Annotated in this window: 23 protein-coding genes; 14 read left to right on the top strand and 9 right to left on the bottom strand. The window is 68.8% G+C overall.

The features are described from left to right. The first annotated feature begins 28 nt into the window (after positions 1 to 28). The 3 genes from pcaF to soxR are packed head-to-tail and all read left to right on the top strand — an operon-like array spanning position 29 to position 2,738. Positions 29 to 1,234: a 3-oxoadipyl-CoA thiolase gene (gene pcaF / locus ACAM54_RS21635; protein ID WP_145740205.1), complete on the top strand. Its 1,206-nt coding sequence runs from the start codon at positions 29 to 31 to the stop codon at positions 1,232 to 1,234. Beyond that, positions 1,234 to 2,208 carry a tripartite tricarboxylate transporter substrate binding protein gene (locus tag ACAM54_RS21630; protein WP_192322423.1) on the top strand — a complete coding sequence of 325 codons (975 nt, stop codon included), beginning with the start codon at positions 1,234 to 1,236 and terminating at the stop codon, positions 2,206 to 2,208. Before pcaF ends, ACAM54_RS21630 begins: the two co-directional genes overlap by 1 nt. 47 nt (positions 2,209 to 2,255) lie before the next feature. Next, entirely contained in the window at positions 2,256 to 2,738 is a 483-nt protein-coding gene (gene soxR, locus ACAM54_RS21625) for a redox-sensitive transcriptional activator SoxR (protein WP_021009115.1), read from the top strand. Here soxR and ACAM54_RS21620 read toward each other — a convergent pair. Both ACAM54_RS21620 and ACAM54_RS21615 read right to left on the bottom strand, forming a co-directional pair. Next, complete coding sequence (locus tag ACAM54_RS21620) at positions 2,719 to 2,970, bottom strand: hypothetical protein (RefSeq protein WP_369651007.1); 252 nt, start codon at positions 2,968 to 2,970, stop codon at positions 2,719 to 2,721. The two genes, soxR and ACAM54_RS21620, sit on opposite strands and share 20 nt — an antisense overlap. Before the next feature lie 64 nt (positions 2,971 to 3,034). After that, positions 3,035 to 3,775 carry a response regulator gene (locus tag ACAM54_RS21615; protein WP_192322425.1) on the bottom strand — a complete coding sequence of 247 codons (741 nt, stop codon included), beginning with the start codon at positions 3,773 to 3,775 and terminating at the stop codon, positions 3,035 to 3,037. Between the two features lie 203 nt (positions 3,776 to 3,978). Here ACAM54_RS21615 and ACAM54_RS21610 point away from each other — a divergent pair, with 203 nt between their 5' ends. Genes ACAM54_RS21610 through ACAM54_RS21600 form a run of 3 tightly spaced genes read left to right on the top strand, consistent with a single transcriptional unit; the run spans position 3,979 to position 7,642 of the window. Further along, on the top strand, positions 3,979 to 4,398 hold the full coding sequence (locus ACAM54_RS21610) for an organic hydroperoxide resistance protein (RefSeq protein WP_015867198.1): 420 nt from the start codon (positions 3,979 to 3,981) through the stop codon (positions 4,396 to 4,398). A 47-nt stretch (positions 4,399 to 4,445) separates the two neighbouring features. Then, complete coding sequence (locus ACAM54_RS21605; protein WP_369648886.1) at positions 4,446 to 5,825, top strand: ATP-binding protein; 1,380 nt, start codon at positions 4,446 to 4,448, stop codon at positions 5,823 to 5,825. Between the two features lie 26 nt (positions 5,826 to 5,851). Next, complete coding sequence (locus ACAM54_RS21600) at positions 5,852 to 7,642, top strand: cytochrome c biogenesis protein DipZ (RefSeq protein ID WP_369648885.1); 1,791 nt, start codon at positions 5,852 to 5,854, stop codon at positions 7,640 to 7,642. A gap of 44 nt (positions 7,643 to 7,686) precedes the next feature. Here the strand turns inward: ACAM54_RS21600 and ACAM54_RS21595 are convergent, their stop codons facing one another. The 5 genes from ACAM54_RS21595 to rtcR form a co-directional block, all read right to left on the bottom strand. Continuing rightward, positions 7,687 to 7,938, bottom strand: coding sequence for a hypothetical protein (locus tag ACAM54_RS21595; protein ID WP_145740213.1), 252 nt, complete (start codon positions 7,936 to 7,938; stop codon positions 7,687 to 7,689). Positions 7,939 to 8,079: 141 nt separating this feature from the next. Further along, positions 8,080 to 9,027, bottom strand: a complete 948-nt coding sequence (locus tag ACAM54_RS21590; RefSeq protein ID WP_369648884.1) for an ornithine cyclodeaminase family protein — start codon at positions 9,025 to 9,027, stop codon at positions 8,080 to 8,082. After that, positions 9,024 to 9,860 carry an alpha/beta hydrolase gene (locus ACAM54_RS21585; RefSeq protein ID WP_369648883.1) on the bottom strand — a complete coding sequence of 279 codons (837 nt, stop codon included), beginning with the start codon at positions 9,858 to 9,860 and terminating at the stop codon, positions 9,024 to 9,026. The genes ACAM54_RS21590 and ACAM54_RS21585 overlap by 4 nt, the downstream gene beginning before the upstream one ends. A 55-nt stretch (positions 9,861 to 9,915) precedes the next feature. Next, positions 9,916 to 10,254: a VOC family protein gene (locus tag ACAM54_RS21580; protein WP_145740218.1), complete on the bottom strand. Its 339-nt coding sequence runs from the start codon at positions 10,252 to 10,254 to the stop codon at positions 9,916 to 9,918. A gap of 52 nt (positions 10,255 to 10,306) precedes the next feature. Continuing rightward, on the bottom strand, positions 10,307 to 11,917 hold the full coding sequence (gene rtcR / locus ACAM54_RS21575) for an RNA repair transcriptional activator RtcR (RefSeq protein WP_369648882.1): 1,611 nt from the start codon (positions 11,915 to 11,917) through the stop codon (positions 10,307 to 10,309). 704 nt (positions 11,918 to 12,621) lie between these two features. On the opposite strand from rtcR, the gene ACAM54_RS21570 reads away from it, so the two are divergent. From ACAM54_RS21570 to rtcA, 7 genes are all read left to right on the top strand, one after another. Then, positions 12,622 to 13,773 carry a slipin family protein gene (locus ACAM54_RS21570; protein ID WP_192322432.1) on the top strand — a complete coding sequence of 384 codons (1,152 nt, stop codon included), beginning with the start codon at positions 12,622 to 12,624 and terminating at the stop codon, positions 13,771 to 13,773. A 38-nt stretch (positions 13,774 to 13,811) separates the two neighbouring features. Then, entirely contained in the window at positions 13,812 to 15,035 is a 1,224-nt protein-coding gene (locus tag ACAM54_RS21565; protein WP_192322433.1) for an RtcB family protein, read from the top strand. 24 nt (positions 15,036 to 15,059) lie between these two features. Beyond that, positions 15,060 to 15,617: a hypothetical protein gene (locus tag ACAM54_RS21560; RefSeq protein WP_209500787.1), complete on the top strand. Its 558-nt coding sequence runs from the start codon at positions 15,060 to 15,062 to the stop codon at positions 15,615 to 15,617. Beyond that, positions 15,542 to 16,099: a zinc-ribbon domain containing protein gene (locus ACAM54_RS21555; protein WP_369648881.1), complete on the top strand. Its 558-nt coding sequence runs from the start codon at positions 15,542 to 15,544 to the stop codon at positions 16,097 to 16,099. The genes ACAM54_RS21560 and ACAM54_RS21555 overlap by 76 nt, the downstream gene beginning before the upstream one ends. After that, positions 15,994 to 16,527 (top strand): hypothetical protein, encoded by a 534-nt coding sequence (locus ACAM54_RS21550; RefSeq protein ID WP_369651019.1) that lies wholly within the window; start codon positions 15,994 to 15,996, stop codon positions 16,525 to 16,527. Before ACAM54_RS21555 ends, ACAM54_RS21550 begins: the two co-directional genes overlap by 106 nt. A gap of 91 nt (positions 16,528 to 16,618) precedes the next feature. Then, complete coding sequence (locus ACAM54_RS21545) at positions 16,619 to 17,458, top strand: nucleotidyltransferase domain-containing protein (RefSeq protein ID WP_369648880.1); 840 nt, start codon at positions 16,619 to 16,621, stop codon at positions 17,456 to 17,458. After that, positions 17,455 to 18,492: an RNA 3'-terminal phosphate cyclase gene (gene rtcA, locus ACAM54_RS21540; RefSeq protein ID WP_369648879.1), complete on the top strand. Its 1,038-nt coding sequence runs from the start codon at positions 17,455 to 17,457 to the stop codon at positions 18,490 to 18,492. Before ACAM54_RS21545 ends, rtcA begins: the two co-directional genes overlap by 4 nt. Positions 18,493 to 18,517: 25 nt before the next feature. Here rtcA and ACAM54_RS21535 read toward each other — a convergent pair whose 3' ends face one another. Continuing rightward, the gene (locus tag ACAM54_RS21535) at positions 18,518 to 20,161 is read right to left on the bottom strand and encodes an adenylate/guanylate cyclase domain-containing protein (RefSeq protein WP_192322437.1); all 1,644 of its coding nucleotides are present in this window, start codon (positions 20,159 to 20,161) and stop codon (positions 18,518 to 18,520) included. 53 nt (positions 20,162 to 20,214) lie between these two features. On the opposite strand from ACAM54_RS21535, the gene ACAM54_RS21530 reads away from it, so the two are divergent. Then, entirely contained in the window at positions 20,215 to 20,934 is a 720-nt protein-coding gene (locus tag ACAM54_RS21530) for a Crp/Fnr family transcriptional regulator (RefSeq protein WP_225612644.1), read from the top strand. Positions 20,935 to 20,940: 6 nt separating this feature from the next. On the opposite strand, the gene ACAM54_RS21525 is transcribed toward ACAM54_RS21530, so the two are convergent. Further along, positions 20,941 to 21,420 carry a DoxX family protein gene (locus ACAM54_RS21525; RefSeq protein ID WP_369648878.1) on the bottom strand — a complete coding sequence of 160 codons (480 nt, stop codon included), beginning with the start codon at positions 21,418 to 21,420 and terminating at the stop codon, positions 20,941 to 20,943. Positions 21,421 to 21,609 lie beyond the last annotated feature (189 nt).

The raw sequence follows: 21,609 nt of genomic DNA, 5'->3' as shown, positions 1-21,609 counted from the left end.
TTCAATCCATCAGAGAGAGACAACTCACATGACCACCCAAGCCTTCATCTGCGACGCCGTCCGCACCCCCTTCGGCCGCTACGGCGGTTCGCTCAGCAGCGTGCGCACCGACGACCTCGGCGCCGTGCCGCTCAAGGCGCTGATGGAACGCAACAAGAACGTCGACTGGCAGGCCGTGGGCGACGTGCTCTACGGCTGCGCCAACCAGGCCGGCGAAGACAACCGCAACGTGGCGCGCATGTCGGCGCTGCTCGCGGGCCTGCCGCTCGAGGTTGGCGGCGGCACCATCAACCGCCTGTGCGGTTCGGGCCTCGATGCCGTGGGCACCGCCGCGCGCGCCATCCGCGCCGGCGAAGCCGGGCTGATGATCGCCGGCGGCGTCGAAAGCATGAGCCGCGCCCCTTTCGTCATGCCCAAGGCCGAGAGCGCCTTCAGCCGCAACAACGCGGTGTACGACACCACCATCGGCTGGCGCTTCGTCAACAAGCTCATGAAGGCGCAGTACGGCGTCGACTCCATGCCCGAGACGGCCGAGAACGTGGCCACCGACTACAAGATCGAGCGCGAGGCGCAGGACCTGATGGCGCTCAACTCGCAGCTGCGCGCCGTGGCCTCGCAGAAGTCCGGCTTCTTCGACGCCGAGATCGTGCCCGTGACCGTGCCGCAGAAGAAGGGCGACGCCATCATCGTCAACAAGGACGAGCATCCGCGCGAAACCAGCCTTGAATCGCTCGCCAGGCTCAAGGGCGTGGTGCGCCCCGACGGCACCGTGACGGCCGGCAATGCCAGCGGCGTGAACGACGGCGCCTGTGCGCTGCTCCTGGCCGACGAAGCCAGCGCCGCCAGGCATGGCCTCACGCCCCGCGCCCGCGTGGTCGGCATGGCCACGGCCGGCGTGGCGCCGCGCGTGATGGGCATCGGCCCGGCGCCCGCCACGCAGAAGGTGCTGGCGCTCACCGGCCTCACCATCGACCAGATCGACGTGATCGAACTCAACGAAGCCTTCGCGGCGCAAGGCCTGGCCGTGCTGCGCCTGCTGGGCCTGCAGGACAACGACCCGCGCGTCAACATCAACGGCGGCGCCATTGCGCTCGGCCACCCGCTGGGCGCCAGCGGCGCCCGCCTGGCCACCACCGCGGTCAACCAGCTGCACAAGGGCGGCGGCCGCTATGCGCTGTGCACCATGTGCATCGGCGTGGGCCAGGGCATTGCCGTGATCCTGGAACGCGTCTGATGGACCGCGCCCGACGCGGCCTGCTGCTGGGGCTGGCGGCCGCGGCAGCGCTGCCCGCGCATGCGCAGGCCGACGCCCGGCCGATCCGCATCGTCGTGCCCTTTGCGGCCGGCGGCGGCAACGACGTGTTCGCGCGCCAGATGGCCAAGGGCCTGGGCGAGCTGCGCAGGCAGGGCGTCATCGTCGACAACAAGCCCGGCGCGGGCGGCAACCTCGGCACCGAGCAGGTGGTGCGCAGCGCGCCCGACGGCAGCACGCTGCTGCTGGGCCACACGGGCACCGTGTCGATCAACCCGGCGCTCTACAAGGGCCTGAAGTTCGATGCGCGCAAGGACCTGCTGCCCGTGGCCATGTTCGCTTCGTCCGCGCTGGTGCTCGTGGTGCCCGCCGCATCGAAGATCCGCAGCGTGGCCGAGCTCGTCGCCGAAGCCAAGGCGCGGCCGGGCCTGCTCGACTACGCCTCCAGCGGCAGCGGCACCGGCGGCCACCTGACCGGCGAGCTCTTTGCAGAGCGCACCGGCACGCGGATCAATCACATCCCCTACAAGGGCACCAACCCCGGCCTCACCGACCTGGCGGGCGGGCAGGTGCAGATGATGTTCAGCGTGGTTCCGCCCGCGCTCGCGCTGGTCAAGGGCGGCCGGCTGCGCGCCATTGCGGTCACGGGCGCAAAGCGCCTGCCTTCGCTGCCCGACGTGCCCACCGTGGCCGAGTCGGGGCTGCGCGAACTCGCGGGTTTCGAGAGCACGCTGACCTACGGCATCCTCGCGCCGCGCGGCACGCCGGACGCCTTCGTGAAGGAGCTTTCGGCGCAGATGCTCCAGGTGGCGGGCAGCGCTGAATTCCAGTCGCGCCTGGGCGTGGAAGGCGCCGTGCCGCTGCTCGGCGGCCCGGCCGAGTACGCTGCCCTCATCGCGAAGGAAAGCGCGCTGTGGGCGGATATCGTCAAGGCTTCCGGCGCCACCGTCGAGTGAGCACGCGGTCTCCAGCCCTCAACTAAAGTCGAGGGCCAGAGGCCTCCATGAAATCCAAGCCAGCAGAACCACCGCACGATTTTCCCGCCACGCTGTCCGTGGGCGAGGTCGCGCAGCGCAGCGGGGTGCCGGTGTCCACCCTTCACTTCTACGAAGCCAAGGGCCTCATTGCGAGCCACCGGGCGCCAAGCAACCACCGCCGCTATGCGCGCGACGTGCTCCGGCGCGTGGCGTTCATCCGCGTCGCGCAGCGGGTGGGCATTGCGCTGGCCGACATTGCCGATGCGCTGGCCACGCTGCCCACCTCGGCCGCGCCCAGCCGCGCCGACTGGGCGCGGCTTTCCGCCGGCTGGCGCGCAGAGCTGGACGAGCGCATGGCCCAGCTCAAGAAGCTGCGCGACACGCTCGACGACTGCATCGGCTGCGGCTGCCTGTCGATCGACCGCTGCCGCCTGCGCAATCCGGCCGACAAGCTGTCGTCGGAAGGGCCCGGCGCCCGCCGCCTGGTGATCAGGCGCGCGGAAGATTGAGGGACTGCCGCACTTCGCCGAGGGGGAGCAGCGGCATCAATTCGTTTCTTTCCGCCGCAGACATTGCGAGCATCAGCCGCTCGAATTCGGCGCGGTAGCAGGGCAGCATCAGCGTGGCCGTCAGCGCATGGACGCCGTCGTTCTGCGCAAGGTGTGCATGGCAGGCCGAAATGCTTCGATGGATCTGGAGCGCCTGCGCGACGCGGGCGGAGGGTTGCGGGTCATGGTTCATGCTGCGCAATGTGCAGCCTCAACCTAACTTGAGGTCAAGCGGGATGAAAAGCCCTGGTTCGCGGTCAGTCCATGGCTGCGACGGCCGAAGCGAGCACATAGCCTTCGCTGCGCACGGTCTTGATGTAGCGGGGCTCGCGCGCATCGTCGCGCAGGCGCTGGCGCAGCCGGCTCACGAGCAGGTCGATGGAGCGCTCGAAGAGCTCGGCCTCGCGGCCCTGGGTGAGGCCGAGCAGCTGGTCGCGGCTCAGCACTTTCTGCGGATGGTCGAGGAACACGCGCAGCAGCCGGTATTCGGCGCCGCTCAGCGCCACCATCGTGCCGCTGTCGTCGATCAGGTGGCGCGCCACCGTGTCGACCTGCCATTCGCCGAAGGCCAGTTTCTGGGAGGGCTCGACCGCGCCCATGTTCGGCGGCAGCATGCGCGTGCGGCGCATCACGGCGCGCAGGCGCGCGAGCAGCTCGCGGGCGGAAAAAGGCTTGGCCAGGTAGTCGTCGGCGCCCATCTCCAGGCCCAGGATGCGGTCGGCCTCCTCGCTGCGCGCGGTCAGCATCAGGATGGGCGTGGCCTTGTACTTGCCGGTGCGCAGGTCGCGGCAGAGCGTGAGCCCGTCTTCGCCGGGCAGCATCAGGTCGAGGATGATCAGGTCGAACGGGCCCGACTCTTCGAGCGCGGCGCGCATGTGGCGGCCGGTGGGCACCGCGACCACGCGCAAGCCGTTCTTCACCAGGTAGGTGGTGAGCAGTTCGCGGATTTCCCGGTCGTCGTCGACGATGAGGATGTGGTCGGAGGTCTTTGGCGTCATGGCAATGAGCAAAAAAAGGTGGGCGCGGGAAGCGCCCCGCAGCCGCAATGTAGCCTCCCGCCCGCTGCGGGCCGGCGGTTTTGTATTCGCAAGTATCTGGGGCGGCGGGCGCGGTACACAGGCATACGCGATCTGCGCGGGCAGGGGGAGGGCGGCTCAACAATCCGTGCGTTCCCGAACCAACCCTTTCCAAGGAAACCACCATGACCCGCATCGAAAAAGTTCTTTACACCGGCAAGACCCGCACCTCTTCGGGCGGCCGCGACGGCGAGGCGCGCAGCTCCGACGGCCGCCTGGACATCAAGCTCTCGTCGCCCGGCAGCGCCGGCAGCGGCACCAACCCGGAACAGCTGTTCGCGGCCGGCTGGTCGGCCTGCTTCATCGGCGCCATGGGCAAGGCGGCGGGCAGGATGAAGGTCGCCTTGCCGCCTGACCTGGCCGTCGATGCCGAAGTCGACCTGGGCACGGCGGGCAGCGAGTACTTCCTGCAGGCGCGCCTCAACGTGAGCCTGCCGGGCCTGGACCGCGAAGTGGCGCAGGCCCTGACGGATGCGGCGCACCAGACCTGCCCCTATTCGAAGGCCACCCGGGGCAATATCGACGTTTCCATCCACCTGGTGTGAGCCAGCGGCGGCGTGCAGAGCCACGCCGCATGAACAAGAAGGTGTCCATGTCCTCGACTTCCGCGAATCCTCCTGCGAACCCGGCCGGCGCTGTGCGCGGCTGGCACCGGCTGCTGCCCGGCTCGCTGTTCTCCCGCGTGACGCTGATCATCGTGGTGGGCCTGGCGATCGCGCAGCTGCTCACCTTCGCGGCGATCCGCTACGAGCGGAACATGGCGCTGCGCGAGCTGATGATGATCGGCATCGAGCGCGACATCGCGAGTTCGGTCGCCATCCTCGACCGCCTGCCCGCGGCCGAGCGCGCCGGTTGGCTCGACCGGCTGGAGCGGCGCAACTACCGCTTCGTGCTGGGCGGCAGCGCAGAGGGCACCGAACCGGCCTCGGAGCAGTCGCGGCAGTTTGCCGCGGCCATCGTCGATGCGATGCGCCCGTTCCCGATCGTCAAGGTCGGCGAGGTGGCCTGGCCGCCCGAGGGCCTGCAGATCCAGGTGCGCCTGGGCGACGGGTCTTCCGTGGTCGTTCATGCGATGCGCGTGGGCATGCCGGTGTCGGGCTGGGTGATGTGGCTGCTTGCGGCCCAGCTGCTGGTGCTGGCCGTGTGCGCCTGGTATGCGGTGCGCCTCGTGACGCGGCCGCTCGCGCAGCTTTCCGAGGCGGCCGACGGGCTCGGGCCCGACCTCAAGGGCCGCACGCTCGCGGAAGAGGGCCCCACCGAGGTGGCGCATGCGGCGCGCGCCTTCAATGCCATGCAGCAGCGCATTGCCGGCTACATGTCCGAGCGCGTCGAGATCCTCGCGGCCATCTCGCACGACCTGCAGACACCCATCACGCGGATGCGGCTGCGCACCGACCTGATGGACGACGAGCGCGACCGCGAGAAATTCCGCCAGGACCTCGACGCCATGCACTCGCTGGTGCGCGAAGGCGTGACCTATGCGCGCACGCTCCACGGCGCCGCGGAGCCGCCGCTGCGCATCGATGCCGACGCGCTGCTCGAGAGCATGGTGGCCGACTACGAAGACGTGGGCCAGCAGGTGCGGCTCGAAGGCAAGGCCGGCGCGCCGATCGTGAGCCGCCCCCATGCGCTGCGCCGCATCCTGATGAACCTGATCGACAACGCGCTCAAGTTCGGCAGCGAGGTGTGCCTGCGCGTGCAGGCCGAAGAAGACGGCCGGCTGGTGCTGAGCGTGCTCGACAACGGACCGGGCATTCCGCCGGACGAGCTCGATGCCGTGCTCAAGCCCTTCTACCGCGTCGAGAGTTCGCGCAACCGCAGCACCGGCGGCACCGGCCTGGGCCTGGCGATTGCGCACCAGCTGGCCATGGCCATGGGCGCCGAGCTCACGCTGAAGAACCGCGCCGAAGGCGGGCTCGAGGCCCGGCTCGCGCTGGACGCCGCGCCCGCCCGCACCGCCCTCCAGGGCTGATTCGCCACCGACGACCCCCAAACATCATGCTCGTCCTCCTCATTGCCTACCTGGGCGGGGTGCTCACCATCCTGAGCCCCTGCATCCTGCCGGTGCTGCCTTTCGTGTTCGCGCGCGCCGACCGTCCGTTCCGCTCGCACGGCCTGCCGATGCTGCTGGGCATGGCGCTGGCCTTTGCCGCCGTGGCCACGCTGGCGGCGGTGGGCGGCGGCTGGATCGTCACGCTCAACGAGTACGGGCGCCAGGCCGCCATTGCCGTGCTCGCGCTGTTCGGCGTGAGCCTGCTGTTCCCGAGCGTCGCCGACCGCATGAGCCGGCCGCTGGTCGCGCTGGGCATCCGCATGTCCGAGCCGCGCGGCGATGGCGGTGCGGTAGCGGCCTCGGTGTTCTCGCCGTTGTTGCTGGGCGTGGGCACGGGGCTGCTCTGGGCGCCGTGCGCGGGGCCGATCCTCGGCCTGATCCTGACGGGCGCGGCGCTCAATGGCGCGAGCGTCGGCACCTCGCTGCTGCTGCTGGCCTATGCGGCCGGCGCGTGCACCTCGCTCGCGGCCGCGCTGCTGTTCGGCGGGCGGCTGTTCTCCATCATGAAGCGTTCGCTGCATACCGGTGAATGGGTGCGGCGCGCGGCCGGCGCGGCCGTGCTGGCGGGCGTGGGCGCCATTGCGCTGGGGCTGGACACCGGCTTGCTCGCCCGCCTGTCGGTGGGCACCACCTCGGCGCTGGAGCAGGCGCTGGTGGACAGGATCAAGCCAGGCAAGTCGCAGCCGGAACCGGTCGCGCTGCGGGAAGACGCGGGCTTCGTGCGCGTGTCGGACAACCGAACGGCCCCGCTGCCCGCGCGCGAACTCAAGGTCGAAGGCCGCTTTCCCTCCTTGGCGGGCGCCACCGAATGGATCAACTCCGCGCCGCTCGCGCCCGAGGCCCTGCGCGGCAAGGTGGTGCTGGTCGACTTCTGGACCTATTCGTGCATCAACTGCCTGCGCACGCTGCCCTACCTTCGGGCATGGGCCGAGAAGTACAAGGACGCGGGGCTGGTGGTCATCGGCGTGCATTCGCCGGAGTTCGCGTTCGAGAAGAAGCCGGCCAATGTGCGCAAGGCCGTCAAGGACCTGGACATCGGCTTTCCGGTGGCGCTGGACAATGACTTCGCAGTCTGGCGCGGCTTCGACAACCAGGCCTGGCCCGCGTTCTATTTCATCGATGCCGAGGGCCGCATCCGCCACCACCAGTTCGGCGAGAACCGCTACGACAAGGCCGAGCAGGTCATCCAGCAGCTGCTGGCGGAGGCCGGGCAGACCCGCATCGCCGCCGGGCTGGTGGCGCCGCTCGGGCAGGGCACCCAGGCCGCGCCCGGCGCCGAGCCGCCGCTGTCCGGCGAAACCTACCTGGGCCACGAGCGCGCGCACGGCTTTGTCTCGCCCGGCGGCATCGCGCGGGACCGCGCGACGGTCTACCGGCCGGCCGCCTCGGCGCTGCGCACCAACCAGTGGTCGCTGGCGGGCGACTGGACGGTGGAGGCCGAGCGCGCGGTGCTGAACAGCACCAATGGCCGCATCGCCTATCGCTTCCAGGCACGCGACCTGCACCTGGTGCTGGGCCCGGCGGCCAATGGCAGGCCGGTGCGCTTCAGGGTGCTGGTGGATGGAAAGCCGCCGCTCGCGGACCATGGTGCCGACACCGATGCACAGGGCCACGGCGTGATCGATGCACAGAAGCTCTATCAGCTGGTGCGGCAGGCGGAGGGCAGCCGGGACCGGCTGTTCGAGATCGAGTTTCTCGACGCCGGCGCGCAGGCCTACGCGTTCACTTTCGGTTGAGCGCTGACGCGGCTCGGGCGGGCGAGGGTGCCTGAGGGTGGCTGTCAGGCGGCCCAGGCGCTCAGCGAAAGCCGCCGCAGCATGTCGGTCTGGCGCGATTCCTCGGCATCCCGCAGGCTCTTGGCGGCGCGGGCGGCCACGTAGCTGACGTACAGCGTCTCGATGGCCTTGGCCCAGTCGTGCATCTTCTGGGACACCGCGCTGGTCGAGGTGGCCGAGGCATCCTCGGCCGGACAGGCGGGCACCTCGAAGCCGGCTTTGCTGAGGATGGTGGCTTTCTGAAAAATGGTAAGCATGGGGCGGGCCTCCTGGCCTTTGGGTATGGGCATCAGGTTAGCGTTGGCGCAAGAGGCGTGCCATCCGCTGCATGACGTATGTGACTGTCGGTAAGTGACGCTCCCGCTGCGCCGCGGCCGCGGTTTTCTAGGCCTTAAGCCTTAGGCCGGCGTCGATTCGGCGTGCTGCCAGACCAGCGTGGCGGCCGCCAGGTCTTCGAGCGCGCTGCCCACGGCCTTGAAGACGGTGCGCTCTTCGCTGCCCGTGCGGCCCGCGCGTTCGCCCCGGCAGAGTGCGGCCAGCGTGCCTTGCACCGCATCGGCGCGCAGCGTGCCGGCCGCAATGGCGTCGAGCAGTTCGCCGGCCTTCTGCAATGCCTCGGTGGTGTCGACGAAGGTGCGCGCCCCGTCGAAGCAGCGCACGTCGGCCTCGCGCATGGCGGGCGTGAAGCTGCCGATCAGGTCCAGGTGCGAGCCCGGCGCCAGCCATTCGCCGCGCACCAGCGGCGCGGTGGCCAGCGTGGCGCAGCTCACGATGTCGGCCTGGCGCACGGCCGCTTCGAGGTCCGTGGCGGCCCGGGCGTTGACCCCTTCGGCCCGCCATTGCGCGGCCAGGGCCTGGGCGCCTTCGGCCCGGTGGTTCCACACGAGCACCTCGTCGATGGGCCGCACGCCCGCATGCGCGGCGGGCAGCAGCCGCGCGATGCGGCCGGTGCCCAGCACCAGCATGCGGTGCGCATCGGCCCGTGCCAGGAACGAGGCGCCCAGCGCCGATGCCGCGGCCGTGCGGCGCGCGGTGAGTTCGTTGCCGTCCATCATGGCCAGCGGCACGCCGGTGCGCGCGTCGTACAGCACATAGGTCGCATGAAGGCCGGGCAGGCCGCGTGCGCTGTTGCCCGGAAAGACATTGATGGTCTTGATGCCCAGGAAGCCCGCGTCGCTCCACGCCGGCATGATGAGCACGGTGCCCTTGTCGGCGCCGGCGGTTTCGATGCTGTGCACATGGCGCGGCGGCACGTGAGCTTCGGCCGCGAAGGCTGCGCGCAGCGCGGGCACGAGCCGCTCGAAGGCCAGCGGCTCGCGGGTGGCGGTTTCGTCGAAATGCTTCATGGCTGGCGTGGACGCAGCGAGGCGTCGAAGAATTGCACCAGCGCCTGCTGGCAGGTGGCGCCGAAGCGCTCGGTCATCGGCTCGAGGTGGCCGGCGCCGGGCACCTCGAGCAGGCGCCGGGGCTCGCGCGCGGCCTCCAGCAGGCGCCGCGAATGGGAATCCGGAATGATCCGGTCGGCCGTGCCGTGGATCAGCAGCAGGGGGATGGGCGCGACGGCGGCGACGTATTTCGATGCGGCGTAGTCGTCGCCCACCAGCAGCCCGGCACCGGGGAGCTTCTCGTTCGCAATCGAGGAATACGAATAGAAGGTCGATTCGATGGCCGCTGCCTTCACGCCGGCCCGGTTGCCCGAGCCCAGCACCGCAATCGCGTTGGCGCCGCCCAGGCTCTGGCCGAAGACGAGGAGGCGCTCGGGGTCGACGTCGCCGCGCGATCGCACGTGGCCGAGCGCGGCGCTGGAATCCTCGAACACGCCCTTGGGCTCCGGCTTGCCGGCCGATTCGCCGTAGCCGCGGTAGTCGAACACGAACACGTTGAAGTCCTGCTTCGGCAGCCAGGCCACGAAGCGCCAGTGCGTGCTCATGTTCTGGGCGTTGCCATGAAAGTGGACCACCGTGCCCTTGGCCTCCTTCGGATTGCTGCGGCCCGCGGCAGGAAGAAACCAGCCGGTCAGGCGCGTGCCGTCGGCGCTGGCGAACTGCACCGCCTCGTAGCGCAGCCCGAGCGCGTCGGGCGTTTCGTAGCGCACGCGGTCGGGGTAATAGAACATCGACTGGACGCAGCCGGTGAGAAAGGCGGACAGGGCTGCGAACAAGGCCAGCTTCCAGTTCATGGGGGAGTGCTTTCCGTGGCGCCCGGCCCGCGTGGGCGTCTTCCGGATCGGCCGCTCAGGCCTGCTGCCGGAATGCAAGGTGGTAGCCGTTGCAGTCCACCACGCCGAACTCCGTGGAGCCGTAAGGCATGTGCTGCAGCGGCCACGCAATGGAGGCCTTGTCCTTGACGGCGGCGTAACAGGCCGCCGCATCCGCCACGGCGAAATAGAAGGTGCCGGAGCAGCTGGGCGGGCTCTTCCAGAGATCCTGCTGCGTGAAGATGAGCTTGCCGCCCTGCTTCTCGACCGTCAACGTGCCTTCTGCCGAATCCTCAGCCGCGAAGCCGAGAACATCGGCGTAGAAGCGCCGGGTCTGGGCCAGATCGTGGCAGCGCAGGAGCAGTGTCAGCGGCATGGGTTTCTCCGTGGAATGCGGCAGTTCCGGCGCAGGATAGCTCAGCCCGCGCTCAGCCCGCGGTAATGCGGCTCCATTCGAGCCCGTGCTTGGCCAGGTACTTGCGCAGCCGGTCGGCATCGTTCACCACGCTGCGCTGCGCGCGCGAGGCCTGGAAGAGCTGCCGCCCCGCATCCGACAGGCTGCGCGAGTCGCGGCACACGCGCACCACCGCTTCGAGCTGCAGCCGGTCGAACAGGTCGAGCGCGGCCGCGCGGTCATCGCCGAGCAGGCTGCCGAGGCCGACGTCGGCAGCGCCTGCGCTTGGCCTTGCCGGGCCCTCGCGGTTCCAGAGCCAGCGCAGCCGCTCGATCTCCGCCTCGACCAGCGCCACCGGAATGCGTCCGCCATCCGCCAGCGTGGCCAGCCGCGTCACGCTGGCCGAGAGGTCGCGGAAGTTGCCGCACCACAGCGCCTCGCCGCTCTGCGCAAAGCGCAGGTAGGCCGCGCGCGCCTCGGCGTTGAAGCGCACCACGCGGTGGTTCTCGGCCGCATGGAGGGCCAGCAGGTGGTCGATGTTGGGCTCGATGTCCTCGGGCCGCTGTGCGAGGCCGGGCAGGTTGTAGGTCCAGAGATTGATGCGCGCGAACAGGTCTTCGCGGAACCGCCCCTCGGCCACGTCGCTGCGCAGGTCGCGGTTGGTGCCGGCGATCAGCTGGAAGTCGCTCTCCACTTCCTTGTCGGCGCCGACCGGGAAGAAGCGTTTCTCCTCGATGGCCTTGAGCAGCATGGCCTGCTCGTCGAGCCCGAGCTCGCCGATCTCGTCGAGGAACAGCGCGCCCTGGTTCGCCGTGCGCAGCAGCCCGGCCCGGTCGCTTGCCGCACCGGTGAAGGAACCCTTCCTGTGGCCGAACAAGGTGGAGGCCGCGCCGTCGCCGCGCAGCGTGGCGCAGTTCACTTCGACGAAGGGCCCGCTCATCTGGTGGCGCGCCTGCTTCAGCTCGAACATGCGCCGCGCGAGAAAGGACTTGCCCGCGCCCGTCGGCCCCACCAGCAGGATCGGCGCGCGCGATCGCACGGCCACGCGCTCGATCTCGTCGATCAGTGCGTTGAAGCGCGCGTTGCGCGTGGCGATGCCGCTCTTCAGGAAGGCGACCGCGTCGCGCTGCTCCGCATCGAAGCGCCGCGCGATCACGTCGTAGCGCGACAGGTCGAGGTCGATCAAGGTGCACTTGCCGGCCTCGCCTTCGCGCTGCTTCCGGGGCGGCGAGGTCTGCGCGAGCACGCCCGGCACCACGCGCGATTCCGACAGCAGGAACATGCAGATCTGCGCCACGTGCGTGCCGGTGGTGATGTGCGTCCAGTACTGCTCGCGCTCGGTGTCGAAGGTGTAGGCGCGCGCCCAGTCGTACAGGCGCGTGTAGACCTCGCCGAAATCCCAGGGGTCCGCGAGGTCGAAAGGCACGAGGTTGACCGTGGTCTCGGGCGACACGGCCTCGATGTCGGCCTTCACCACCTCGGCCAGCGCCTTGTGCTTGAGCGTGTAGAGCAGCTCCATCCGCGAGACCACCATGTCGTCGTGCTGCGCGAGCGAGACCGTGGGGCGCCACTTGTTCCAGCGGCCCGCGCCCTGGCCGGCGTCGAGCTGGGTGCCGAGGAAGCCGATGACGACGACTGGTTTCATGGATAAAAGACTAGCTGAATTTCTATATTTATTAGGATCCTATCAGGGCCGAAGGCGAAGCGGTACGCGCGCCGGAAGAAAAATTCCTGTTGAATATCAATGACTTGCACTGCTCGCGGGAGGATTCCGGTGCGGATCCTCATCACCTGGCACGGCGGCTGCAATGGATGAACCGTCCGGATGCAGTTCATCCGCTCGCAGGTGCCGCATGAAAGCGGCCCGGTGCCGCAGGCCAGATCCTGTCTTGGGTCCGCGGTATGCCGCTGTTGAACTGGCTGGCGACTGAACTTGATTCAGTTCTGCTCATGGTTGAGCACCGTGCTAACCACATGGCGTTGCGGGTTCGATTCCCGCGAAAAACCCTGGCAGTGCTTGCACTGCCATCTGATGGGGCGAAAGCCCCCCGCCCCGGCACACCGGAGCGTGCGGCGCAAGGCGAAGAGGCCTTGCGGGCGCGCGACACCGTGCCAAGCGCAGGCGGCTTGCGCACCGTGCGTGCGGCAAGGAGCTGCGTGCCGCCATCGGACGGCGAGGGAAGTGACGGCGTTGCCCATGCGGCGCCGGGCACCGACCGGACCCGACGACCGCTGCACGAAAGCCTGGCCCCACCGCAGTGCCCGCCGCCTGCCCTTTCGAGGGCCTGGATCGAATGAACGAACGACACGACACGAACAACTGAACCGAACAACGAGTGGGAGAAAAAAATGCTGGGTTTCAATCAATACACCGTCAAGAAGAACGAACGCGCGCTGCTGCTGCGCAATGGCGACTTCGAGCAACTGCTCGGCCCGGGAAAGCACCGGGTGTTCTCGCGCTTCGATAGCCTGAAGCTGGAGCGCTTCTCGCTGGCCGAGCCGGCGTTCGAGCACGAACTGGCCGACTACTTCCTGGCGCGCGAGCCCGAACTGGTCGAGCGCGAGTTCGTGCAGGTGTCGCTCGGCGAAACGCAGGTCGGCCTGCGCCATGAAGACGGCGTGCTGGTGCAGATCCTGCCGCCCGCCACGCGCAAGCTGTACTGGCGCGGCCTGCGCGAGCAGCGCGTGGACGTCGTCGACGTGGCGGCCGATGCGCGCCTGCCGGCGGGGCTGCTGGCAAAGCTGCAGAGCGTGGCCCTGCGTCCACGCGCGGTGCAGGGGCTCGACGGCGTGCTGCTGGTGCAGGTGCCCGAATTCCATGCCGGCGTGCTGACGCTCGAAGGGCAGATGCAGGCGATGCTGCCGCCGGGAAACCACGGTTTCTGGCGCTTCAACCGGCAGGTGGCCGTGACTTGCGTGGACCTGCGTTCGCAGATCGCCGAGGTGAGCGGCCAGGAGATCCTGACCCGCGACAAGGTGGGGCTGCGGCTGAACCTGTCTGCGGTATGGCGCTTCACCGACGTGCGCCAGGCGCTGGCGCAAATGCCCAAGCCGGCCGAACATGTCTATCGCGAACTCCAGTTCGGCCTGCGTGCCGCGGTGGGCGAGCAGACGCTGGACGCGCTGCTGGAGAACAAGGCGGCCATCGACCAGACGGTGCTGGCGCAGATGCGCGAGCGGCTGAAGGATTCGGGCGTGGTGCTGGAGAGCGTGGGCGTGAAGGACATCATCCTGCCGGGCGAGATGAAGACCATCCTGGCCCAGGTGGTGGAGGCCGAGAAGTCGGCCCAGGCCAACGTGATCCGCCGCCGCGAGGAAACCGCGGCCACGCGCTCGCTGCTGAACACCGCCAAGGTGATGGAGGGCAACCCTGTCGCGTTGCGGATGAAGGAGCTCGAGACGCTGGAACGCGTGGCCGAACGGATCGACAAGATCTCGGTGGTCGGTGGCCTGGACCAGGTGCTCAACGGATTGGTGACGCTGCGGCCGAACGGTTCCTGAGGCGCATTGAAGAACGAACGATGGAAGAGAGAAAAGAAATGGAACAGAACTACAAACTGCATGAAGTGGCCAACGGCGTCCCCGTGAAGATGTGGACGAACGGCGTGCCTGTGGAAGACGAGGCGCAGAAGCAGCTCGAGAACGCCGCGCGCCTGCCCATCGTGTTCAAGCACATCGCGGCCATGCCCGACGTGCACTACGGCATCGGCGCCACCGTGGGTTCGGTGATCCCGACCTTCAAGGCCATCATCCCGGCCGCGGTGGGCGTGGACATCGGCTGCGGAATGATGGCCTGCAAGACCACGCTCGATGCGCGCGACCTGCCCGACAACCTGGGCCCGCTGCGTTCGGCGATCGAGAGGGCCGTGCCGCACGGAAGCAATCCCAGGCGCATGGGCCGCGACAAGGGCGCGTGGGAAACGCCACCCGACGAAACCGACGCCGCCTGGGCCAAGCTGGTGGATGAGTTCGACCTGATCTGCGAGGACTACCCGCGCATCAGGAACACCAACAACCACAAGCACCTGGGAACGCTGGGTACCGGCAACCACTTCATCGAGGTGTGCCTCGACGAAGCGGGTGCCGTGTGGTTCATGCTGCACTCGGGTTCGCGCGGCGTGGGCAACGCGATCGGCACGCACTTCATCGAACTCGCGAAGAAGGATGCCGAACTGCACCAGCGCAACCTGCCTGACCAGGACCTGGCGTACTTCGAGGAAGGCGCCAGGTACTTCGGCGACTACGTGCGCGCGGTGGGCTGGGCCCAGAAGTTCGCACGTGCCAACCGCGAAGTGATGATGCAGCGCGTGGTCGCGGCCGCGCGCAAGGTCATCAGCAAGCCCTTCGAGGCGCACGTGGAAGCGGTGAACTGCCACCACAACTACGTGAACCGCGAGACGCACTTCGGCGAAGACGTGCTCGTCACGCGCAAGGGCGCGGTGAGCGCCAAGGCTGGCGAGCTCGGGATCATCCCGGGCAGCATGGGGGCCAAGAGCTACATCGTGCGCGGCAAGGGCAACCCCGAGTCGTTCATGAGCTGCAGCCACGGCGCGGGCCGCAAGATGAGCCGCACCAAGGCGAAGAAGCTCTTCACCATCGCCGACCAGATCGCCGCGACCGAAGGCGTGGAATGCCGCAAGGACGCCGACGTGATCGACGAGATTCCGATGGCCTACAAGGACATCGACGCGGTGATGGAGGCGCAGAGCGACCTGGTGGAGGTGGTCCACACGCTCAAGCAGGTGGTGTGTGTGAAGGGATGAGGGGCCCATCGGGGCCTGTGCAAGATGGCTACGACAAGAATCGATGAGAGATGCATCCGGCAAACGGAAGCGGAACTGGCGCGCCTGCAGCAAGCCTCGAACGAGGCTTTCAAGCGGCGCGGTTCTTCCGCCTCGGGAAAGGCCGCGTGGAAAGCCGCCGCCGAGCGGTTTCGCCTCTACGAGAGTCCCGTTTTTGAGCTGTGGAGCGATGAGGCCCGAAATGGCATCTTGCGAGGGGAAGGCTTTTGGCGCGAGAGCGCCATGCTCTACATCGAATTGAGTCCTCGATTCTTTCGCTCCGGCTATCTGCGCGATCGTCTGTGCCACCTGTTAAAGCAGTGCGAACTGTCTCACTCGGAGCGTGCCGATGTACGCAGAATCCTGCTGGAGACCTTGGTTCGCAGACCTTCGGTGGGGCGCTTTCGCCATGATTGCCAGCTTGCGGCACGATGGGCCGACGACGGATTTTCGGCCCGTGTTCAAGAGCTTTCGGATCGCACAGACGGATGGATACGTGGACGCGCCCAACGGATGTTGAGCGTCATAGAGCAGAACAAGAGACAGTGGAGTCACGAGCAATGAAAAGCAACAAACAACGTCGCGCCGAGATTCGCGCCCGCCGTCTGGAGCGCGCTGCGCACATCGAGGCGCAAATGCGCAAGTCAAATCAGCTACGCGCGTCCTTGCGATCGCCCGGCTTCGAGCCCGCCGACGTTGGCGTGTTGGAGCGTCATAACAACACGGTCGGGCCGCTGCCGACCTACTACGTCGATCGCGCTTTCATCTGTCGCGAGTGTGGTTCGGAGGAGGTCTGGACTGCCAAGCAACAGAAGTGGTGGCATGAGGTTGTGCACGGCAGCATCGAGAGCTGCGCGGTGCACTGTCTGGCATGCCGGCGTGCACGTCGCGCGGCGCACGCGGCATCGCGCGGGGGGAAGGAGCGAACCGAGTGGGCGAAATGTCCGAGCGGCTGCGCGTTCTGGCCCGGTCTACGCCTACACCGCAAGCGCGGGCGGAAGTTGACCTGGCTCTGGAGAGCAAGTGGTGGGGCTTGCGCGTGCTAGCCATCGCCGCGTTGGGCTGCTGGGGTGAGAAAGCCGATATCGCGCGGTTGCGCACCTTGCTCGACCTGCACCAGCCGCAGTGGGGAACTTGGGAGCAGGTGAGGGGGCGTGCGGCGGTGGAGGCACTGGGTGGGTGCCTGCGGCATCCGGGTGACGACGGCTGGGCGCTCGAGGCCTGTCTGCAAGGCCATGCGACTCCTTGGAGTTGGCGAACGTTTTTGAGCGGAATACCGACTGAGCGGATGATGGCCTGTGCCAAGGCTGAGTTCGCTTGCCAGGAAGACGATCCACAACGTCTGCTGAAACTTCTTGCGCTGCTCTATTGGATCGGGCAGTCACCGTCGTCGTCACAGATGGCTGTGGTGCGCACACACGTATGCGCCGAAGTGCGCGCGTGGGCGCGGCACTTCCCGTCGTTGACTCCGTGAGCGTTTTTGGCTTGACGGGGCAGCCCCTACAACGCGGAAAAGTAGCGACAAGAACAAGCGATATCGACAAACAAGAACGAGATTTCGAACCATGGAACTCAAAGAGCAAAGGGAATTTCTCCACTCCGCCCATCCCATCGACCCCGCCATGCGCGCGCAGATCATGCACGCCCTGCGCGATATCGAAACGCGCCATGACGTCACGGTGCTGTTCGCCTGCGAATCCGGCAGCCGCGGCTGGGGCTTTGCCTCGCCCGACAGCGACTACGACGTGCGCTTCATTTACGTGAACCGACTGCCCTGGTACCTCACGGTGACGCCGCGGCGCGACGTGATCGAGCTGCCGATCAGCGGCGAGCTCGACGTGAACGGCTGGGACCTGCGCAAGGCGCTGGGCCTGATGCGCGAGTCGAACCCCACGCTGCTCGAATGGCTGCGCTCGCCCGTGGTGTACCGCGACGATGCGGCCGCGATGCCGCGTTTCCGCGCGCTCTCGGAGGCGGTGTTCTCCAACGCGCGCGGCTGGCATCACTACACCTCGATGGCGAAGAAGAACTTCCGCGAGCACCTGCAGGCCGACGAAGTGCGCTACAAGAAATATCTTTACGTGCTGCGTCCGCTCTTGGCCGCGCGCTGGATCCGCACGCAGGCCGGCGTGCCGCCGATGCGCTTCGCCGAGCTGGCGCAGCGCACGCTCGACGCCGTGCACGACGCCGCGCTGATCGATGAAATCAACGCGCTGCTCGCAGTGAAGATGCGCGCCGGCGAGGCTGCGACCAGCCCGCGCTGGCCCGGCATCCATGCATTCATCGAGGCCGAACTGGCAGCCCATGCGGCCGAGCCGATCACGCCGCTGCCGCAGGCCGAGAACGCGGGACTCGATGCATTCCTGTACGAGACGGTGCTGCGCATCGAAGGAGGCCGCGCATGATCGAACTCGACGGTTCGCAGGGCGAGGGCGGCGGGCAGATCCTGCGCACCAGCCTGGCCCTGTCGGTCGCCACGGGCCAGCCCGTGGCCATCGAGAAGATCCGCGCAGGCCGCGCCAAGCCGGGCCTGATGCGCCAGCACCTGGCCTGCGTGAATGCCGCGGCGCAGATCAGCGGCGCGCAGGTCGAAGGGGCCGAGCTCGGCTCGCAGTCGCTGCGCTTCGTGCCCGGGCCGGTGCGCGCGGGCGACTACCGCTTCGCGATTGCCAGCGCGGGCAGCTGCATGCTGGTTCTGCAGACGGTGCTGCCGCCGCTGCTGCTGGCCGGTGCGCCGAGCCGTCTGCATCTGAGCGGCGGCACGCACAACCCGATGGCGCCGCCTTTCCACTTTCTGGAGCGCGCCTTCGCACCGCTGGTGCGCCGCCTGGGCGCGGACCTGCAGCTGGTGCTGCGCCGCTGCGGTTTCTACCCTGCCGGCGGCGGCGAGGTCGAAGCGGCCATCGTGCCGGACGTTGATGGACTGCGGTCTTTCGATCTGATGAGCCGCGGCGCGCTCCTGTCGGCCCATGCGGAGTGCCTGGCGCCGGGGCTTGCGCGCCACGTCGCCGCGCGCGAGCTGGAGACGCTGGGCAAGGCCATGGGATGGTCCGGCGAGCAGCTGCGCACCGGCACCGCGCGCCAGAACGAAGGGCCCGGCAACGCGCTGCTTGCCACGCTGGCGTACGAACACGTCACCGAGGTCTTCACGGCTTTCGGCGAAAAGTCGCTGAGCGCCGAGCAGGTGGCGCACGGGCTGGTGAAGGAGCTGCGCGGGTTCCAGAAAAGCCAGGCGGCCGTGGGGCCGCATCTTGCGGATCAGCTGGCGCTGCTGCTGGGCCTGGCGGCATGGCGAAGCGGCCGCGGCGGCAGCTTCACCTGCAGCGAAGTGACCGAGCACACGCGCACCAACTGCGCGGTGATCGAGCGCTTCCTGCCGGTGCGCTACGCCATCGCGCAAGCGCCCGATGCGGCCACGGTGGCAGTGGCGCCGGCCTGAAGCGCAGCGCGTCGGCCGGCTGCTGCTAATCGGAGCAGATCACCGCAATGGGCTCGGAGCGGCCGCGCACGGCCAGCATCTCGACCTGTCCTCCGGCATGCGCGAAGCCGGCCTGCTGCGCGGCATACACCGAGACCACCAGGCGCGACGCGGCCGTCTTGGCGTGGTCCTGCAGCCGGCTCGCGGTGTTGACCACTTCGCCGATCGCGGTGAAGGTGGTGGTGTCGAGGTAGCCCACTTCGCCCACGGCCGCGCGTCCGGCGTGCAGGCCCATGCCGAAGTCCAGGCGCTGGCCGAACTGGGCTTCGAAGCCTTCGCTCCACGCATCCATGCGCTGGCCGATCAGTTCGGTCGCGCGCAGCGCCTGCCGGCAGGCGGTGGGCAGGTCGGTGCCGAGGCCGAAGATCGCCATCACGCTGTCGCCGATGAACTGGTTCGGCACGCCGCCGCATTCGCGCACCGCGGCGCCCACGGTGGCAAAGTAGCGGTCGAGCACATAGGCTAGGTCGAAGGGCCATTGCCCTTCCGCCAACCCCGACCAGCGTCGCAGGTCCACGAACAGGATGGCCACGTCGCGCTCGCGGCCGAAGCTGCTGGCCGGCGCCGGCTGTCTTCCGCGGCTTGCGGGCGCGAACAGCGGGATGACCTCGATGTCGCCTCGCGGGCGCAGTTGGCAGGCCAGCCGCACGCCTTCCGGTGCACGCACGCGGTCGAGCGTTCGCTGCTCGTCGCGGTCGGGCGGGTCCCAGTGCTGTGCGGGGCCGAGCACGCGCACGCGGCAGGTCGAGCAGCGCGCCCGGCCGCCGCACACCGAGAGATGGGCGATGCCGTGCGACCGACTCGCTTCCAGCACGCTCCAACCGTGCGGCACGTGCACCGTGCGGCCGGGGTAGCGCAGCGCAATCGACGCGCCGCGCGCGCGGCGCGCGAACCAGTTGCGCGCCGCATAGGCTGCCAGCAGGGCGGCCAGGCCGAGCGCGTAGAAGAGCTTGATGCGGCCCTCCGCCATGCCGAGCGCCCGGCCCTGGGCCGGGGTCGGCAGCACCGCGGGCGGCACGCCGGTCCACTGGAATTCCCGCCCCATCGAGACGAAACCCATCATCGCCGCGAGCGGCAGCACCACGGCAATGGCCAGCAGCAGATAGGAAAGGCGGCGGTAGGCCGGCCGCGCCCGCAGCGCGAAGTGGATGCCGAGGCAGCCATGGGTCCAGGCCGCGAGCAGCATCGTGAACTGCGCGCCGGCGCCCGGCAGGCTCCACAGGCCCGAGACCACGCGGACATAGGAGCCCTCGATGCCATAGGCCAGGAAGGCGCCGCGCATGGCGGTCAGGTGGGTGGCCAGCAGCAGCGGCAGCGCAAAACCCAGCAGCACGCGCAGGCCCTCGAGCGGCGGCATGCGCAGCGTGCGGCGCTCCCACAGCGCGGCCACGGCCAGCGCCAGGTGCACGGCGGCCGCGCCATACAGCAGCAGCGTGCCCGGCAGGCTGTGCCAGAAGAGCTGCACGTTGCGCAGCACCGCCTCGGCCGCAGCGAAGGAGGCAATGCCCAGCGAATGGTTCAGCAGGTGCGCCGTGACATAGGCCATCAGCACCAGTCCGCTCGTCCATCGGAGGTTGCGCCGGGTCGGCGGTTTCGGCAGCCGGGCGATGGGTGGGGAGCGTCTGTCCATGAATGGCTTCGAAAGGGCACCCGAGCATAATGCGCGCGCCCCTCTCCACCGGCATGGCCTCCACTCCAATCACTCCCCGTTCCAGCCTCGCGCTGCGCCGCATCGCGCTGTTCGAAGGCCTTTCAGACCAGCGGCTCGACCTGCTCGCGCAGCAATGCCTGTGGCACAGCGTCGAGGCCGGCAAGCCCTTGCTGCTGCGTGCCGAGCAGCAGGGCGAGGTGTTCCTGCTGGTCTCGGGCCGGGTCCGCGTGACCACCTACGCGGCCAACGGGCGGCAGGTGACCTTCAGGGATTCGGAAGCCGGCGAGCACTTCGGCGACATTGCCGCCATCGACGGCGGGCCGCGTTCGGCCGACGTGGTCACGCTGCTGCCGAGCGTGCTTGCGAGCCTCGACCGCGCCGCCTTCCTGGCCCTGCTGCGCGAGGAGCCGCTGGTGGCCGAGCGGGTGATGCAGCGGCTGGCCTCGCTGGTGCGGCAGCTGTCGGAGCGCGTGATCGACCTGAGCACGCTGGGGGTCCAGAACCGGCTGCATGCCGAGCTGCTGCGCCTCGCGCGGGCTGCGGGCGTGGCGCACAACCAGGCGCGGCTGGAGCCGGCGCCCAGGCACGCAGCCCTGGCGGGCCAGATCAGCACCAACCGCGAGCAGGTGACCCGCGAACTCAACGTGCTGGCACGCAGCGGCGTGCTGCAGAAGGACGGCAAGGCCCTGCGGGTGGCCGACGTCGCCCGGCTCGAGGCGATGGTCTCGCAGGTGCGGGGCGACGCCGGCTGAGCCGGATCAGTTCCAGCGGCCGCGCAGCCCGCCAAGGCTGAATCGGCCCGCGCCCAGCAGCACCACGGTGAGCGCGCCGAACAGGTACAGGCCCTGCAGCTCGAGCGCCCAGCCGCCCTGCTTGGTCAGAGCGAACAGGTCGGCCATGTGCACCAGGCCGAAGGCCGCGAGCATGTTGATGACGACCACGCCGGCCGCGGCGCGGGTCCAGAAGCCGGCGATCATGAGGAGCGGCGCCACGATCTCGCCCACGTACACCAGGTAGGCCAGCCCGCCCGGCAGGCCGGCCTTCGCCAGCATCGCGCTCACGAAGCCCACGCCGGCCGAGATCTTGAAGATGCCGTGCAGCAGCACGAGCACGCCGATCGCCAGGCGCAGCAGCAGCTTGCCGGCGTCGTCCGGCGTGGCGGGGGAGAAGGCGGAGGAAGCCTGCGAAGGTGCGATCGGCGCACGCGCGGCGTTGGCGGCTACGGTCTGGGTGTACATGGCGGATCCTTGAAAAATGAGAGGGCGGCCGCGGAGTGCGGCGGTTGCGGTTCCAGTGTGCGCAGCCGCTGCCTGGCGGTATGTGCGTTTACGCACAGTTTCCGAAGACGGTCCACGGCCGCAAAGTGCCGTGCCGAAGCGCCTGCAGGGCCCGCGCCATCCTGCTACGCTCGGGTGGCCCGCCAGCGC

It is taken from the genome of Variovorax sp. V93, from assembly GCF_041154485.1.
Taxonomy (GTDB): Bacteria; Pseudomonadota; Gammaproteobacteria; order Burkholderiales; family Burkholderiaceae_C; genus Variovorax; species Variovorax beijingensis_A.
This window is presented reverse-complemented; position numbering and strand designations above follow the sequence as displayed.